Source organism: Streptomyces sp. NPDC048516, from assembly GCF_043199875.1.
Lineage (GTDB): Bacteria > Actinomycetota > Actinomycetes > Streptomycetales > Streptomycetaceae > Streptomyces.
The window spans coordinates 93,686-110,599 of the sequence record NZ_JBICWS010000020.1 but is presented as its reverse complement, the minus strand read 5'-3'; the positions used below and the strand labels follow the sequence as shown (position 1 = coordinate 110,599).

The window sequence follows — 16,914 nt, the reverse complement described above, 5'->3', positions numbered from 1 at the left end:
CCAGCAAGATGTCCCAGGCTCGAACTGGGATTTCCCCCTACCAGGGGCCACGGATGCATCGATGATACTGAGACAGCGTCAAGTAGGGCAACGGAATCAGGAAAGTCGGCCGTAGCAGGTACGTCTCCGTATCCGGATCACGCGCGAGGGAACCCATCTGACCGAGCCGCCCAAGCCGCCTATCGTCAAAGGGATTCCCGGGCAGGAGCCGCGGTTGTCGGCCGAGTCCTCCGTGAGCGGGTCGGCGAGGAAGTGCGGGTGGCGACCAAAGTGCCGCCCAAGAACCAGGTCTGGCAGGCGTCCGGCCGTACGGACCCGGCCGAGGCGTTCCCCGTCTTCGACCAGGCGCCGGCCGGCTCCCTGCTGCCTGCCTGTGTGGAGCACGGCGTCGGCGTCGTCGTCCGGGTGGCGCTGGACAAGGGCGGCCTCACCGGCCGCAGCACGGCCGACACGGTGTTCCCGGAAGGCGATTGGCGCAACCGCGTCCTTCCGCGACGACCGACCGGCACAGGTCGGACAGCGGGCGGCCGCCATCGTCGCAGCGCGACTACTACGCCTGATCTCCGACGACCACCACCGGCGGCCGTGCGCGCCCGCTCGTACCGAGGCCCCCCTGCTGCGCCCACGGCCTCCGTTGATGGTGCATGTCCTCTTGATGTCCTGCTGCTTGTTGATGTCCTGCTGCTTGCAATGCCCTACTGCACGGCGCCGGTGGTGGGAGCCGCCGTGGTGGGAGCTGCCGTAGTGGGAGCCGCTGTAGTGGGAGCTGCCGTGGTGGGGGGCGCCGTAGTGGCACCGCCAACCGTGGCACCGCCAACCGTGCCGCCCACCGTGACACCGCCAACCGTGGGGTTACCGGCCAGCGTGGCACCGCCCTGCGTGGCACCGCCCTGCGTGGTCTGGCCCTGCGTGGTCTGGCCCTGGGTCGTCTGCCCCTGCGTGGTCTGACCCTGGGTCGTCTGACCCTGGGTGGTCTGGCCCTGCGTGGTCTGACCCTGGGTCGTCTGGCCCTGCGTGGTCTGACCCTGGGTCGTCTGAGCACCGACCGTCGTGCTGGCGCCGGTCGTCGTGGTGGTGGCGCCCGTAGTGGTGGCGCCGGTCGTCACACTGGCGCCGGTCGTCGTGGTGGTGGCACCCGTAGTGGTGGCGCCCGTGGTGACGCCGCCTGTGCCGCCGCCACCGCCGCCGCCCCCGCCGCCTACGAAGACGCAGAGCCTCGGGTTCTGGACGACCCTGCCATTCCGTACGTTCACCACGAGGAGCTTGCCGGTATTGGGGTCTCTGAGGAACTTACAGAGCAGGCTGGGCGCCGCGCTCGACGATGTCGAGGCGGTCTTCGCTGTCTGAGGTGCCGCCTGCACGCTCATCACGCCACCCGTGCCGACGAGCGCCACCGTCAGAATGGACGCGCCGAGCACGCTGGGTAGATGTTTCCGGATGCCCTTCACCATGATGCCTCCTTTGGGCGGACGGCCTACGTGGGTATCTCCCTCAGCCTGGAAGGCCGACCATGGCCCTGGTGTTGATCCGGCGTGACCCTGCCGTGACGCCGCTCAGGACGGGGCGCGGGGAACCGGCCCTTCGGGTCGTAGGGGGCGGGCGATGAGGACGGCGACGTCGTCGTGGCCGTCCGGGTCGCGGAGGGCGTCGAGGAGGCGGTCGCAGGTGTCCTCCAAGGAGCGGTCAGGGGTGCCGAGGAGGCGGAGGAGGACGTCCAGGCGCGCGTCGATGGGCTGGTGGCGGGTCTCGACCAGACCGTCGGTGTAGAGGACCAGCCGGTCACCGGGGTGCAGGGGGAAGGTGGTGGCCTCGAAGGGGACACCACCGACGCCGAGAGGTACGCCGGTGGGCAGGTTGAGGAGTTCAGGGGGCTCGCCGGTGCGGATCAGCACCGGGGGCAGGTGTCCGGCGATGGCGATGTCGCATACCGCGCGGTGCGGGTCGTATACGGCGTATACGCAGGTGGCGTAGTACTCCAGCCCGACGGTGATCTTGTCGATGTGCCGCAGTACGTCGCTCGGCGGGATATCGAGGTCGGCCAGGGTGGAGGTCGCGGTGCGCAGGCGCCCCATGGTGGTGGCGGCGTTGATGCCGCTGCCCATCACATCGCCCACGACGAGGGCGGTCTTGTCCGCGACCAGGGGGATGACATCGAACCAGTCGCCGCCGACTTCGCTGGTGGTCCCCGCGGGCTGGTAGCGGGTGGCGATCTCCAGTCCCGTGCGGTGCGGTGGGCGGTCCGGGAGCAGGCTGCGCTGAAGGGTCACCGCCGTATTGCGCAGGCTCTGGTACAGACGGGCGTTGTCGATGCACACCGCGGCGCGATCGGCCAGTTCGGCGGCGAGGGTCAGGTCCTCCTCGTCGAAGGGCAGCGGATTGCCGGCGCGGGAGAGACACAGCGCGCCCAGCACCTCGCCGCGGGCGATCAGCGGCGTGGTGAGGTAGCTGTGGATGCCGGCGCGGGCCAGCAGGGCGGCGGCCTCGGGGTCACGTGCCATACGCGTCAGGTCCCGCTCGCCGACGTGGGAAACCAGGATGGGGCGGCCCGTGCGCACGCATTGGGTGACCAGCCGGTCGGGCCCGTAGCTGGCCAGCCGGCCGGGAGGATCGGCGGCCCGGACCGCCTCGGTCGGGTGGGCGGCGCGCACCGCGAGGGCGCGGAACAGCGCATGGTGGTCGCCGGGTGTCGTGGGGCGGCGGTCGTCCAGGACGGAGTCCAGGACATCCACCGCCGCCACGTCGGCGAGCTCGGGCACGGTGACGTCGGCCAGCTCGCCGGCGGTCCGTTCCACCTCCAGCGTGGTGCCGATACGGGCGGTGCCGTCGGCGATCATGGCCAGATGCCGGCGGGCGCGGGCCGTCTCGGTGGCCGCACGGTGCCGGTCGGTGACATCGACTATCAGGCCGGCCACCCCGAGAATCCGCCCGCCGGGATCCTCGAGCCGGTAGCAGGAGACGGACCAGGCGTGCTCGTTGTCGGGATCGGCGGGGGTACGCCCCATGGTGTACGCATCGACCAGGGGGCTGCCGGTCGCCAGCACCTGCCGCAGGGCGGTCTCGAGCGCGTCGAGGTCCATCAAGGGCAGCACCTCGCGGACCGACCGGCCGAGGTGGTCCTCGGCCGGGACACCGTTCATCCGCTCCAGCGCCGGGTTGACGGCCAGGTACCGCAGGTCGGTGTCGAAGACGGCCAGCCCGATCGGGGACTGCGAGAACAGCCGCGTGGACAGGGCCACATCCCGTTCCACCTGCCGCAGGACCGCCTCGTCGGTGGCGATCCCCAGCGCGTAGAGGTCACCCCGGACATCCAGCAGCCGCATATTGCGGAACTCCACGAGCCGGGTGCTGCCGTCCTTGTGCCGGATGGGGAAGGCACCGGCCCAGCTGCTTCCCGTGCCCATCACCTCGGTGAAGAGTCTGATCACCAGGTCCAGATGCTGTTCATGGACCAGCAGCCGGCCCGCGTACTGGCCCAGGGCCTCCTTCGCGGTGTAGCCGAACAGCTCCTCGGCCTGCGGGCTCCACAGGACGATGTGCCCGTCGGAATCCAGCACCACCGCCGCGACGCCGAGCAGATCCAGCAGCCCACTGCGCTGCGGCGGTCCGGCGTCGGGCCGATCGCCCACGGGTCCGAAGGGGCCGGCTGTCCTCATCCCAGGCACTCCCTCCGCCTGTGAGCGCCGCCTGTGAGCGCCGCCTGCGCCAGGCTGCGGCCTGTGTGCCCTGCACCTCGCAGTGCCTCCATGGTGCCCCGGACCCGGGCGACCCCGCAGGGCGTGCGGGCGGGCCGGGACGCCACGGCGCGGCACGGCACGGCGCCGTGCGGCACGGTGCGGTGCGGCACGGTGCGGCACGGCGCGGTGCGGTGCGGTGCGGCACGACGGGGCGCGGCACGGCGCGGTTCGGCGCGGCACGCCACGGCGCGGCACGGCACGGTTCGGCGCGGCACGGCGCGCGGCCACGGATCGGGGGTCCCGAGCGAGGGGAGTTATCCACAGGGTCGACGGCGACCCCCGCGGAACTCGTAGGCTTCTGGAATGGCTCTGGCGGACGTGGAAATGGTCGTGGACATGGATGTGGAAGGCGCCTCGGACGCAAGCGAGGCGGTGCAGGTACTGCGCCGGGTGTTCGGGTACGAGTCGTTCCGCGGCAGTCAGCAGGAGATCATTGAGCACGTCATAGGGGGCGGGGACGCGGTCGTCCTGATGCCGACCGGTGGCGGCAAATCGCTGTGCTATCAGATTCCCTCGCTGGTCAGAGGCGGTGTGGGGGTGGTCATCTCCCCCCTGATCGCGTTGATGCAGGACCAGGTCGATGCCCTGCGGGCGCTCGGGGTGCGGGCCGGGTTCCTCAATTCGACACAGGATCTGGAGGAGCGGCGGCTCGTCGAGGCGGAGTTCCTGTCCGGGGAGCTGGATCTGCTGTATCTGGCGCCCGAGCGGCTGCGCGTCGAGCAGACACTGAGCCTGCTGGACCGGGGGAAGATCTCGCTCTTCGCGATCGACGAGGCGCACTGCGTCGCGCAGTGGGGCCATGACTTCCGGCCGGATTACCTGGCGCTGTCGATGCTGCACGAGCGCTGGCCCGAGGTGCCGCGGATCGCGCTGACCGCCACCGCGACCGAGGCGACCCATACCGAGATCACCTCCCGGCTGCGGATGGCGGACGCCCGGCACTTCGTGGCGAGCTTCGACCGGCCGAACATCCAGTACCGGATCGCGGCGAAGAGCGAACCGAAGAAGCAGCTGCTGGAGCTGCTGCGGAACGAGCATGCGGGAGACGCGGGGATCGTCTACTGCCTGTCGCGGGCCTCGGTCGAGAAGACCGCACAGTTCCTGGTGGAGAACGGCATTGCGGCGGTGCCGTATCACGCGGGACTGGACCCGCGGACGCGTGCCGAGCACCAGGCCCGCTTCCTGCGTGAGGACGGGCTGACCGTGGTCGCCACGATCGCGTTCGGGATGGGCATCGACAAGCCGGATGTGCGGTTCGTGGCGCATCTGGATCTGCCGAAGTCGGTCGAGGGCTACTACCAGGAGACGGGGCGCGCGGGGCGTGACGGGCAGCCGTCGACGGCCTGGCTGGCCTACGGGCTGCAGGACGTGGTGCAGCAGCGGAAGATGATCGACGGGTCGGAGGGGGACGAGGCGCACCGGCGGCGGTTGTCGGCCCATCTCGACGCGATGCTGGCGCTGTGCGAGACGGTGCAGTGCCGGCGGGTCCGGCTGCTGGCCTACTTCGGGCAGGAGAGCAGCGCATGCGGCAACTGCGATACGTGCCTGGCTCCGCCGGAGACCTGGGACGGCACGGTGGCCGCGCAGAAGCTGCTGTCCACGGTCGTCCGGCTGAAGCGTGAGCGGGGGCAGAAGTTCGGCGCGGGCCAGATCATCGACATCCTGACGGGGAAGAAAACCGCCAAGGTCATTCAGTTCGATCACGACGGGCTGAGCGTCTTCGGGGTGGGGGACGACCTCCGGGACGCCGAATGGCGCGGTGTCGTACGGCAGTTGCTGGCCCAGGGACTGCTCGCCGTCGAAGGTGATTACGGCACGCTGGTGCTCACGGAGGCGAGCGGCGAGGTGCTGGGGGGCCGGCGCGAGGTGCCGATGCGGCGGGAGCCGGAGAAGGCGGCGCGGGCGGCCAAGGCGAAGACGAAGAGCAAGCGGGCGGCGCCGGCGGACCTGCCGGAAGAGGCCCTGCCGGTCTTCGAGGAACTGCGCGGCTGGCGCGGGCGCACGGCCAAGGAGCAGGGCGTGCCCGCGTATGTGATCTTCCACGATGCGACGCTGCGGGAGATCGCCACGGTCCGGCCGACGACCACGGCCGAGCTCGGCGCGATCAGCGGGGTAGGCGAGAACAAGCTCGCGAAGTACGGATCGCAGATCTTGGATGTGCTGGCGGGACGGGAGACCCCCGGTGAAGAGGGCGCCGGCGCGTCAGCGGCGGGCGGGGAGACGGCGACGGCCGGGCCCACGACGACGGCCGGGCCCACGGCAGCCGGGGCGACCGGGGCGGCAGGGGCGACCGGGGCGGCCAAGCCGAGCAGAGCGCCGGGGGATGCCCCCCTGGGGCCGGAGCCTGACGACGAGGAGGCGTTTCCGGAGCCGCCGGATGACATTGACTGGTAGCCGCACGGGGGAGCGGGTCAGCGAGCACGGGAGGCGGCATCAGGCAGTCGGAGGATCGTGCGGGCGCCTCCGTCGGGGGCGTTGGTGAAGCGGATGTCGATGCCCAGGACGGCGGACTGGCCGACGGCGATGGTCAGACCCAGGCCATGGCCCTTGCCGCGGCCCGGGGCATCGGTGCGGAAGCGCTGCGGACCATAATCCAGCAGGTCGGCGGAGTAACCGGGCCCGTGATCGCGTACCTCGATGGTCGCCGGGCCGCCGGGCGGGGCATCGACGGTGACGACGACCGGGGGCCGGCCGTGCCGGTGTGCGTTGATGACGAGGTTGGCGACGATGCGGTCGAGCCTGCGGCGGTCGGTCTCGACCACCCTGTCGGCGTCGGTCCGCACGACGGTGTCGAGACCGGTGGCGCGTACGGAGCCTTCGATCAGTGTCCCGAGGTCATACGCGTCGAGGTCGGCGCGCTCGGTGCCGGAGTCCAGCCGGGAGATCTCCAGCAGGTCCTCGGTGAGGCGGTGCAGCGCCCGCAGCCGGTCGTTGATCATCTCCTTGGGGCGGCCCTCCGGCAGCAGCTCGGCCGAGGCGAGGATGCCGGTGAGCGGCGTACGGAGCTCATGGGCGACATCGGCGGTGAAGCGCTGTTCCGCCTGGAGCCGGCTCTGCAGGGAGCCCGCCACCGAGTCCAGCGCCGCAGCCACCGCCGCCACCTCGTCCTGCCCGGCAGAGCCGCCGCCCGGCGCCTGATCCGCGCCGTTGCCGACCCGGGCGTCCAGGTCGCCGGCGGTGATACGGCGCGCGACCGCCGCCGTGGTGGCCAGCCGCCGGCTGATGCGCTGGGCCAGGAACAGTCCGGCGAGGGCGACGACCGCGGCGGCGAGCACGGCAGAGCCGAGGATGGCGGTGTCGAGCTTCTCGAGGGAACGGCGCGTGTTGCCGTAGAGCGACCAGACGGCCATGACGTGGCCGTCGGCCGGCGCCGCCGCCCACATGACGAGGCGGCCCCGATACGTACCCACCATGGTTCCGTACCGGCCGGAGCGCGCCAACCGGCGTAGGTCGGCAGGAAGTTGAGGCGGGTCGAGGAGGGAGTTGAGGCCTTCGCGCGAGGTGCCGTACTCGAAGAGGTCCAGGGCGGTGCTGAGGTTGGCGCTGGTCTCCTTGCGGACCTGGCCGACGGTCTGACGGGCCACCGCATTGTGGACGAGGGCCCCGAGGACGGCGGCGACCGCGCAGCTCACCGCCATCACGGTCAGCGCGATCTTCCAGCGGAGGGAGACCGCCGGGCGTTTCATGGGCTGCCGCCGCCGGCCTGTGGGGTCTGGGAGGTGCGGGCGTCATCGAGGGTGAGGTTCCACAGACTCATCGAATCGCCGTCCCAGAGATAGTCGATGACGCTGACGTAGCGGGGATCCTTGGTGGGCTCGCGGATGGCGAGATGCCCGGCCGCCAGCTCGACGCCGGCCAGCACACCGCGCAGCACGAGCACCCGGGTCACCACCGCGTCCCGGACGCTGTACACCCGCAGCTCGCTGTTGCGAGGGGTGAGGTTGACGGCCATGAGCAGGTCCGGTTTGCCGTCGCCGGTGAGGTCGTGCAGCTCGGGACGGCGTACCGCCTTCGGGGCGGGCGGCTTCCCGCCCTGCGCGGCGATGTCCGCCTTGAGGACGGCGAGCGGGTTCGCGTCCGCCATGGTGCCGCTGGGGATCCGCGGGACATGCGGTACGGGCACCAGGGCAGCCGGGTTCTCGTCACGACTGGGCGGGGCCGGCGAATAGTCCGGCCACAGCACCAGCGGCGCATCCACGTCCCGGGCCCGCCCCTCGCTCTCCAGCCCCTCCACGCCCGCGCATCCCGTCGCGAGAAGGGCGAGCGAGACGAGTGAGGCGAGCGCGAAGAAGGGCGAGCGGGCAGGGCGGTGGGTACGCGCCGTGCCGGGTCGCGGTCGTCGCATATCGTCGCCACCACCTTCGCGCCTCCGCACCTTCACGCCCCTGCGCCTCCGCACTTTCACGCCCTGCGCCTCGCACCTCCGCGCCTTGCGCCTTCGCGCCCTGCGCCACCACGTCTCGCGCCACCACGCCACCACGCCTTGCCACCACGCGGCCCTGCCCCCCGCGGCCCTGCTCGCCCGTGGCCCCGCCCACCCGTGGCCCCGCCCACCCCACGAGACGCCCCGTGGAGCCGGTCACTCGAGGCGATCAGCGCGAAGTGATCAGTTCGACGTGACCGTTCGGCGTGACCGTTCGGCGTGACCGTTCGGCGTGACCGTTCGGCGTGACCGTTCGGCGTAACCACTCGCACGGAAAGCGTCATATATAAGGACGTAACCTGACACAAGGCTATCCAGGACGACGGAGAACGGAATCTTTGGATCGGCCATTCCGGCGGCTTTCAGGGCCTTTGCCCGACGGGGCAGGCATTCCTTCACACGACCGCTCCCAGAGATCTCGGCGACTGTTACACAACGTACGGATTACCGTTAAGGACGCTCCGTAGCGTGCTCCTTAGTCACCACGCCCCTAGGGCGGCACGAACCGCCCACGACGAGGAGTACCCATGCGGGCCCAGCACCGCTCGATGATCCGTACCGCCACCGTCGCGACCGGTGCGCTGGCCGTCCTGCTGCTTCCCGCGGCCGCCGCCTTCGCCGCCGACTCCACCGCGCCCACGGAGAGCCGGACATCGATCATGCTGCCCGACAACGGACTGGCCGGACTGGCCGAGAAGGCCGGTCATCTGCCCAAGGCCGGGGTGATAGGCGGTGCGGGTGCGCTGGGCGTGGCCGGCGCGGTCATCGCCGTGCACCGCCGGCGCCACGGAAGCCGGGGACGCCAGGAGGCCTAGGGCCACCCCAGGGGTCAGCGCCCGGCTACTCCTCCTCCCCCACCAACCGCTGCACCTCTTCGTAGCCCAGCACCTCGCCGCCCGCCCCGGCCGCATCCGTGGGCCGTTGCCCCGTACGGATCGCGTCCGCCGCCGTGAGGGTGGCCTGCAGCGCCGTACGGAACAGCAGCGAACCGGTGCTGATGCGGCGTACGCCGAGGTCCGCCAGACGGCTGACGGTGTGCCGTCCGGGGGCGAAGAGGATGTTCAGCGGCGCGGGGATCCCGGCGACCAGGGCTGACACCTCCTCGTCGGCGATGACGCCCGGTACGAAGATGCCGTCCGCGCCCGCCGCCAGATAGGTCTCGGCGCGCGCGAGCGTCACCGACAGCGGCGGCGGGCTGTCCGTCAGCCAGTGGGTGTCGATCCGGGCATTGAGGAACAGACCCGGCGCCCGCTCCTTCACCGCGCTGAGCAATTCGGCCTGGCGTACCGGGTCCTGCAGCCCCTCGCCGCCGGGCAGCCCGTCCTCCAGGTTCAGCCCGGCGGCCCCGGCCTCCGCCAACTCGGCGGCCAGATCCCCCACTTGACCGGCGTCGCCGCCGAATCCGCCCTCCACGTCGACCGTGTACGGGCAGGACAGCCGGCCATTGAGCCGCAGCGCCAGGGCCAGCGTCGCGTCCCGGGCCTCGGCGAGCCCGCGCCCGTCCGGATAGCCATGGGCCGCGGCAACGCCCAGGCTCGTGGTGCCGACCGCCGCATATCCGGCCCCGGCGAGCGCGACGGCCGAGATGACATCCCAGGCATTGGGCAGCAACAGCGGCTGGTCGGCATGGTGCAGCGCATGGAAGTGGAAGGTGGCGTACTCCGGGGAGGTACTCATATGGGCACCGTAGGCCGGAGTCCCTTCGGTAGGCGCCGAAGACTCGCGGCGGACAATGGAGTCATGACCACTCCGGCGTACAGCTCCGAGCTCGCACGGCTGGCCGCACTGCTCGCGGACCGCACCCGGGCGTCCTTCTGCCTGGCCCTGCTCGACGGCCGGGCCTGGACAGCCGGCGAGCTGGCCGCGTATGCGCAGGTCAAGCCCTCGACGGCGAGCGAGCATCTGACCCGGCTCACTGACGGCGGGCTGCTGGTGGAGCGCCACCAGGGCCGCCACCGTTACGTCCAGCTCGCCGGTCCGCGCGTCGCTGAGCTGCTGGAATCCCTAATCGCACAGCTCGACCCGCCGGCCGAGCGGCCCCGCGGGCTGCGTGCCGTGAGCGCCTCCACCGCGCTCGCCCGCGGCCGCACCTGTTACGACCACCTGGCGGGCCGGCTCGGCGTGACGATCACCGACGCCATGACCGGGCGGGGGCTGCTCGACCAGGACGGCGGTTTCGCGCTGACCGACGCCGGGCGGCAGTGGCTCACCGACGGCCTGGGGATCGAGCCTGCCGCGCTGCGTACGGGGCGGCGCCCCCAGGCCCGCGGCTGCCTGGACTGGACCGAGCGCCGGACCCATCTCGCGGGCACGGCCGGCGCCCGGCTCTGCGACCGGCTGCTGGAGGGGCACTGGGTCCGCCGGATCGGCAGCGGCCGCGCCGTGCGCCTCACCCCGGACGGAGCGACGGCGCTGCGGGACCTGCTGGGGATCGACGCGGTGGCGGCCGATCTGATGTGAGGAGGCGGTCCGAACAACCCGCGCCTGGCCACCCGCACCCCGAACCCCTGCCCGAGCTGCCCGCACTCCGGACCCGACCCTGCCCGAGCTGCGCACACCCCCGTACCTGACCCCGCCGGGGCTGCCCACCCTCCGGCCCCCGCCCGAGCCCTCCCCGAGCCTCCCCGAGCCCCGAAATTCCGGTGCTCCGGCCCCCCTCCGCTCGTACCGTACGAGCATGATCGAGACGCCGCGCCCGGACGAGACCGCGCCCGCCACCCGCACCCTCTGGCGCCCCACCGGCCCCGAGGAGCTGGCCCTGGTCGAGGCATCCGGCTGGCGTGCCTGGCCGCCACGCCTGCCCGACCAGCCGATCTTCTACCCCGTGCTCAACGAGGACTACGCGATACGGATCGCCCGCGACTGGAATGTGCCGGCCTCCGGCATCGGCCATGTCACCCGCTTCGAGATCGAGGCGGACTTCGCCGAGCGCTATCCGGTGCGGCAGGCGGGCGGCGAAACGATCCTCGAACTGTGGGTCCCTGCGGAGGAGTTGGAGGAGTTCAACCGGCATATCGTCGGGCGCATCGAGCTCGTTCGCAGCTTCCACCCGCCGCAAAAATCATGACGGCGTCCCGGCACTGCGCCCCCGCCGCTCCCGTTCTGCTGACCCCGGCACAGCGCACCAGCACCGCCGGGCTGCTGAACGGGGCGGCCGCCCGTCGCGGTCTCGAAACGGTGACCTTGACCGGGCCGGGCACCCTGCGCGCGCTGGCCGGGCGGCCGGTGCACTGGTACGGCGGGCCGCGCACCGCCGACCGCATCGCAGGACCACTGCGGCTGGGCCTGCTGGACCCTCCGGACGACTGGCTCGCCCGGCTGCCGCCTCAACTCACCCTTCGCCGCGTCGAGCTGATGACACACGGGGAAGCGTCACGGCGTACCGGACCGTTCTTCGTCAAACCGCCGAGCGACAAGTCCTTCCCGCCGAGCGTGGTGGCCTGCGGGGCGCAGCTGCCGCCGGCCACCCCGCAGACTCCGGTGCTCGTCTCGGAGGTCGCCTCCTTCGCCACCGAGTACCGGCTGTTCCTCCTGGCGGGCACCCTGGTCACGGCCACCCGCTACGCCGTCCACGGCCGCCTGGACCCCGCACCGCTGGACGCCGACCCGTACGCCCCGGACGTCCGCGCCTTCGCCGCCCGGCTGTCGGCGCTCGCCCCGCTGCCGAGTGCGGCGGCGGTCGATGTGGGGCGGCTGGACGGGGGCGGATGGGCCGTGGTGGAGGCCAACATGCCGTACTTCGCGCACTGTTACGCCGCGGATCCGGCGGCCGTGCTGGAGGTGGTACTGCGGGCGGCAGGTCCGTATGAGCGCGTCCAGGACAGCGACCGTCGTTTCCTGCGCGTTCCTGGGGGGCGGCCCGGGGCATTGGGGGTCGAGGGAGCCCAGGGAGCTCAGGGGGCTTAGGCGGCTTAGGGGGCACAGGGGGCACAGGGACGTCAGAGGCCCAAGGGCCCTCTACGGCCTTTGAACGGCCTCACGGCCTCACGGCCGACATCCGCCACCGCCGCGCCGGCCCCGCTCCCGGCCCCTCGCAAGCCCCCGCCCGCCCGTACACCGTGATCCGGGCGCCCCTGACCCGCAGCGTGCGGCAGACCTCGAACGCGGTGTGCAGCGTGGACCGTTTGGCGATCTCCTGGTCGTTGTCGTCGGCCGGCTGCCCGTCGGGGTCGCCGGCGACGATGATCCGGCGGACGGCCAGCATCCGGCCGCGGATCGCCTCGCCGGACAGCTCGGTGCCGTAGAGGGAGTGTGAGGCCAACGGGCTCTCGGCTTGGGCGAGATCGCGCAGCCCACGGAACTCGTCCGGCAGGGTCGCCCGCCAGATCCGCCTGCGGGACGGCATGAACAACAGGCCGTCGCCGGGCTCGGCCACCTCGTGTATGGCGTGCGCAATCGCGGTGACATCGTCGACCCGGCTGTCCGGGCTGCGCAGATGGACGTTGACGGGCAGCAGCACAGCCGGCACCACGGCCACCGCCATCGTCCGCCGCAGCCGCCGGCCACGGGTCTGGCCCAGCTCACCGGCCGGGCGCAGCAGCCGCGCCAGCGCGGCGCCCGCGAGCAGTGCGAACCCGACGACGTAGTAGAGGACATAGCGGTCCACATAGGCCGGTTCGACATGGGAGAGGAGCAGCAGGAGGAGGGTGGGCAGGAGGAGCAGGGGGACGCCGAGGGCGCGCAGTCCGATCGGGCCGCGGGAGCGGACCCGGACGCGGGCGCAGGCGAGACCGAGGACCGCGAGCACGGCGAAGGTCAGCAGTTGGACGGGGTCCGGCCACATGAGCCAGCTGATCTGCGCGGACTGCCGGGTGCTGAACACCGCGAGCGGTGCCAGACCGGCGAGGACGGTGGCCGAGGAGAGCAGCCAGGCGCGCAGTACCCGGCGGGGCAGCCGCGCGAGGATCACCGCGGCGCCGTGCGCGGGCAGTGCCAGCGACGCGAACTCGTGCAGCAGGCAGGCGATCAGCATCAGCGCCGTATAGCCGAGCCACAGCTTTCGGCGCGGGCGGGCCGCGGTCAGCACCAGCAGATAGCTTGCCCAGACGACCAGCGCGCAGACCATCGCATACGAGCGGCCCTCCTGCGCGTACTGCTGCACGACGGGGATCAGCGCGAAGGTGAGCCCGGCCAGCAGCCCCGCCCGCCGGCCGACCAGGCGCTCCCCCAGCAGGGCGACACCCGCAGCGGCGGCGGTCATCGCGGCCACGGAGGGCAGCCGCAGCCCGACGGCCTCGCCGGCGGCGCCGCCGAGAGCGACGTCGTAGACGCGGAACCAGAGGTGCATCAGCGCGTAGTAGAGGCCGTGGACGACATCGACGTGCTGCAGCGTGGGCAACAGGTCGGCCAGGCTGCGGTGCGCCATGTCGTAGGTGACCGCCTCGTCGCGCCATATGGCGTCCTGCCGGCGGATGCCCCACGCCCCCAGAAGCAGCATCAGCCCGGAGGGCACCAGCACCACCGCGCCCTGTGCCGCCCAGGCACCGCGGGCGGCTACGGCGGACGCGTACGTCTTCTGCGCTTGCGCTACGTCGATGACGGGCTCCGGTCACGCGCGGGACGGGCGGACGGACAGACGGACAGACGGACGGACGGACGGACGAACGGACGGACGGACGGACGAACGGACAGTCAGTCAGAAAGGCAGGCTCACGATAAAGCAGGCCGCCGGCGCACGCCCGGACGGGCGAGCGGAACGGCGGCCACGGGCGGCGGCCATGGACGGCAACCGGGGGGCGGCGGCCCGGGGGGGGCGGCCCGGGGGCCCGGGGTGCGGCAACCCGAGGGCAGGAACGCCCGCGGTGGCCGCGGAGCAGGAGTGGATCAGGCCCCTGGAACCGGGCGGGCCGGTGAGCCAGGGGCGGCGGGCTGCGATCCGGGCCTCGGGGGGCCCGGGGGCCGCAGGGGGGGACCCGGGGGCCGCGGGCCGGACGCCCCGCAACCCCCGGCCCCGGCCCCGGCCCCGGCCCCGGCCCGCTCAGGTGATGCGGACCAACTTCGCTCCGAAGGACGGCTCGACGAGGTCCTTCTGCAGGGCGACCGGCACCTTCTGCTTGCTCTGGCCGTTGCCGACGGTCAGCACACCGACCTCGGTACCGGCCTTCGCGGTGTGCGGGACGGTCTTGCCCCCGTCACCGACACTCAACTGCAGCTTCTGGCCCGGGACCCCCACCGCCTTCAGGTCCTTGGTGGCGACGACCGGCGTGCGCCCGTTCAGACCATCGTCGACATAGCCGACGACCTGGCCCTTCTTCACCGCCGTGGCCGAGGTCAGCGCGTTGCGTACGGCCTCGATGACCTTCTGGCTGTTGTTCTTGACCAGGGTGAGGCTGTTGGAGCCGTCGGGGTCCAGACCCTTGAAGTGCTGGTCCATCATCGTGCCCAGTATCAGCTGGTCCTTGCCGTCCACGGTCTTGTAGGCCGCCCAGGACAGCGTGCCGCCGGCCGCCGTGCTGGAGCCGGTCTTGATGCCCTTGATGCTCAGCCCGGCCAGCAGCAGGTTGTCGATGTTGCTGTTGATCCGCTTCGGCAGGCCCGGGATCTCGGTGTTGGGCGTGGCGACGATCGGCCGGAAGGCGTCGAACTTCATGACGGCCTCGGCCAGCTTGAGCTGGTCGACGGCGGTGCTGACGGTCTTGGCGTCCAGGCCGCTGGGGTCGGTGTAGGTGGTGTTCTTCATGCCCAGGTCCTTGGCGGCGGCGTTCATCTTCTTGACGAACGCCCCCTCGTTGGCGGACTTGCTGTCCCAACGGGCCAGCAGCCGGGCGATGTTGTTGCCGGACGGGATCATCAGCATCTTGAGCATGTTCTTCTCGCTGAACTTCTGCCCGGCCCGCAGCCCCTCGATCCGGGACTCGTGCCTGGAACCGCCCTCGGTCACCGCCTTGGCGTCGACCTCGATCCGCGGGCCCTCCTCGTCCTTCTTGAGCGGGTGGTCCCGGAGGATGACATAGGCCGTCATGATCTTGGCCACGCTCGCGGTCGGCACCGGCTTCTGCGGGCCGAACGTCCCCAGGTCCCCGGAGCCCACCACCTTCACCGCGGCCTGCCCCTGCGCGGGCCACGGCACGGCGAGCTTGCCGCCCTCGAAGGTGAACGAGGACTTGGCGTCGCCGACGGTGAGCGTCGGGTCGGGCAGCGGGCGCACCGCCTGGGCGACCACAAAGATGATCACCAGCAGCACCGCCAGCGGGGTCCAGATCTTGAACCGGCGGACGACCGTGCGCAGCGGGGTCTCGGGCGGCGGCGGGGTGTTGGTGAGCTGCGCCAGGAGATCGAGTGGCGGCAGGGGCTCCTGCTTGGTCCGCTCCGACTCGGGCAGCGCGGCGGGAGCGGCGGCGGCCGTGGCTCCCGTGGTGGCGGGCGGCATGGCGCCCGGCCGGCCGGCGGGCTTGGGCGGGGCGGCCGTTTCGGAGGCCTTGGCCGCCTTGGTGGGCTCGGCAGGCTTGGCGGCGGGGGGCGCGCCGGCTGCCTTGCCCTCCGGCTTCGCCGCCGTCTTGTCCGCAGCCTTGTCGGGCGCCTTGGCGGCGGCCGTGTGGGCCGTCTTGCCCGCCGTCTTGTCCGCGGGCCGTTCCACGGCCGCGTCGGACGTACGGGCAGGCGTCCTGGGCGCCGTCTTGCCCAGCGACTTCCCGGCGGTACCGTCGTCCGCCGACTTCAGCGCCACGAACTGACTGGTCCGCTCGGCATCCCGCTCGGGATCGCGCGTCGCCTTGGTATCGGTCTTGGACTCGGCCTCGGCGCCGGTCTTGGCCCCGGTCTTGGCCCCGTCCTTCGACGCGCCTTCCGCCTTGCCCTTTGCCTTGCCCTCGGCACCCGCTTCGTCGTTGAGGCCGGGCTTGCCCTTGGCGATGTCCTCGCTCTTGGCGGCGTCCTTGCCCTTGGCCGGGGTCGTGACCTTGGCCGCGCCCTCGCCCCTGGCGGGCGGGTTGATCTTGAACGCGGTGGTCACCTGGTCGACGGCACCGGCCGCCGCACCCTTCCCCTTCAGCTTCGCGACAGCAAACACCCGGGTGGCTTCATCCACCGCTGTCCCGTCGGCGTCGGCATCGGTGTCGGTGTCGGCACCTGCGCCGGCCTCGGCATCACCGTCGCCGCCGCCCTTGCCGACAGCCTCGCCCTTGCCGCCGGCCTTGCCCTTGCCGCCGGCCTTGCCCTTGCCGCCGGCCTTGCCCTTGCCCTCAGGCGCAGCGCCCGCCTTCGCGCCGGACTTGCCCTTCTGCGGCCCGACGGTCTTGAAGACGGCGGTCGGCTGATCGACAACCTCAGGCGCGGACTCAGCCCCGGACGCCCCCTCGGCCTCGGGCGACGACTCACCCTCGGGCTCGGTCTTGGCCTCCGTCTTGGGCTCAACCTTCGACTCAGCCTTGGGCTCGGCCTTGGGCTCGGCCTTGGGCTCGGCCTTGGGCTCGGCCTTGGGCCGGGTGGCCCCGGAGTCGCCGCGGCCACCCTTGGCCTCGCCCTCCGGCGCGGCCTCACCCTTCACCGCGGCCTTCCCGGACTCCGCTTCCGAATCCGCTTCCGCTTCCGGCTCCGGCTCCGCTCCGGACTCTGCTCCCGGCTCCGCTCCCGGCTTCACTTCCGGCTTTGCGACGGCACCCTCAGCCTCGCCGTCCGCGCCACCGTCACCGCCCTCGCCGGCCGCGGCATCCTCGGGGCCGGCCTCGGCGCCCTCGGCGTCCTCGGCATCCTCATCGCCCTTCCCGGCGACCCAGGCGGCCACAGCAGCCCGAAGGCGCTCATCGCCACCCCCGCCGC

Annotated in this window: 12 protein-coding genes and 1 pseudogene; 6 read left to right on the top strand and 7 right to left on the bottom strand. The window is 72.1% G+C overall.

Annotated features, from left to right (window positions below; all coding sequences use genetic code 11):
* Positions 1–213: 213 nt before the first annotated feature.
* Positions 214–541: pseudogene (locus tag ACGFR7_RS30965) on the top strand (aldo/keto reductase); the annotation flags it as partial.
* Positions 542–695: 154 nt separating this feature from the next.
* Here the strand turns inward: ACGFR7_RS30965 and ACGFR7_RS30960 are convergent.
* Both ACGFR7_RS30960 and ACGFR7_RS30955 read right to left on the bottom strand, forming a co-directional pair.
* Positions 696–1,253: a hypothetical protein gene (locus tag ACGFR7_RS30960; RefSeq protein WP_393325575.1), complete on the bottom strand. Its 558-nt coding sequence runs from the start codon at positions 1,251–1,253 to the stop codon at positions 696–698.
* A gap of 300 nt (positions 1,254–1,553) precedes the next feature.
* The gene (locus ACGFR7_RS30955; RefSeq protein ID WP_393325573.1) at positions 1,554–3,653 is read right to left on the bottom strand and encodes a SpoIIE family protein phosphatase; all 2,100 of its coding nucleotides are present in this window, start codon (positions 3,651–3,653) and stop codon (positions 1,554–1,556) included.
* Positions 3,654–4,037: 384 nt separating this feature from the next.
* Here ACGFR7_RS30955 and recQ point away from each other — a divergent pair, with 384 nt between their 5' ends.
* Positions 4,038–6,128, top strand: a complete 2,091-nt coding sequence (gene recQ, locus ACGFR7_RS30950) for a DNA helicase RecQ (RefSeq protein ID WP_393325571.1) — start codon at positions 4,038–4,040, stop codon at positions 6,126–6,128.
* 17 nt (positions 6,129–6,145) lie between these two features.
* Here the strand turns inward: recQ and ACGFR7_RS30945 are convergent, their stop codons facing one another.
* Positions 6,146–7,420, bottom strand: a complete 1,275-nt coding sequence (locus ACGFR7_RS30945; RefSeq protein WP_393325569.1) for a sensor histidine kinase — start codon at positions 7,418–7,420, stop codon at positions 6,146–6,148.
* Positions 7,417–8,079: a hypothetical protein gene (locus ACGFR7_RS30940; RefSeq protein WP_393325567.1), complete on the bottom strand. Its 663-nt coding sequence runs from the start codon at positions 8,077–8,079 to the stop codon at positions 7,417–7,419. Before ACGFR7_RS30940 ends, ACGFR7_RS30945 begins: the two co-directional genes overlap by 4 nt.
* A gap of 605 nt (positions 8,080–8,684) precedes the next feature.
* Here ACGFR7_RS30940 and ACGFR7_RS30935 point away from each other — a divergent pair.
* A complete protein-coding gene (locus ACGFR7_RS30935) occupies positions 8,685–8,972 on the top strand; it encodes a hypothetical protein (RefSeq protein ID WP_393325565.1) in 288 nt (95 codons plus the stop codon).
* 25 nt (positions 8,973–8,997) lie between these two features.
* On the opposite strand, the gene ACGFR7_RS30930 is transcribed toward ACGFR7_RS30935, so the two are convergent.
* Positions 8,998–9,834: an isocitrate lyase/phosphoenolpyruvate mutase family protein gene (locus tag ACGFR7_RS30930; RefSeq protein ID WP_393325563.1), complete on the bottom strand. Its 837-nt coding sequence runs from the start codon at positions 9,832–9,834 to the stop codon at positions 8,998–9,000.
* A gap of 63 nt (positions 9,835–9,897) precedes the next feature.
* On the opposite strand from ACGFR7_RS30930, the gene ACGFR7_RS30925 reads away from it, so the two are divergent.
* The 3 genes from ACGFR7_RS30925 to ACGFR7_RS30915 all read left to right on the top strand — a co-directional run bounded on the left by ACGFR7_RS30925 (position 9,898) and on the right by ACGFR7_RS30915 (position 12,063).
* Positions 9,898–10,617 (top strand): winged helix-turn-helix domain-containing protein, encoded by a 720-nt coding sequence (locus ACGFR7_RS30925; protein WP_393325561.1) that lies wholly within the window; start codon positions 9,898–9,900, stop codon positions 10,615–10,617.
* A gap of 217 nt (positions 10,618–10,834) precedes the next feature.
* Positions 10,835–11,224, top strand: coding sequence for an ADP-ribosylation/crystallin J1 (locus ACGFR7_RS30920; RefSeq protein WP_393325559.1), 390 nt, complete (start codon positions 10,835–10,837; stop codon positions 11,222–11,224).
* Complete coding sequence (locus ACGFR7_RS30915) at positions 11,221–12,063, top strand: ATP-grasp domain-containing protein (protein WP_393325557.1); 843 nt, start codon at positions 11,221–11,223, stop codon at positions 12,061–12,063. The genes ACGFR7_RS30920 and ACGFR7_RS30915 overlap by 4 nt, the downstream gene beginning before the upstream one ends.
* Before the next feature lie 70 nt (positions 12,064–12,133).
* Here ACGFR7_RS30915 and ACGFR7_RS30910 read toward each other — a convergent pair whose 3' ends face one another.
* On the bottom strand, positions 12,134–13,615 hold the full coding sequence (locus tag ACGFR7_RS30910; protein ID WP_393325555.1) for a glycosyltransferase family 39 protein: 1,482 nt from the start codon (positions 13,613–13,615) through the stop codon (positions 12,134–12,136).
* Positions 13,616–14,134: 519 nt separating this feature from the next.
* The gene (locus ACGFR7_RS30905; protein ID WP_393325554.1) at positions 14,135–16,879 is read right to left on the bottom strand and encodes a D-alanyl-D-alanine carboxypeptidase; all 2,745 of its coding nucleotides are present in this window, start codon (positions 16,877–16,879) and stop codon (positions 14,135–14,137) included.
* Between the last annotated feature and the right edge of the window lie 35 nt (positions 16,880–16,914).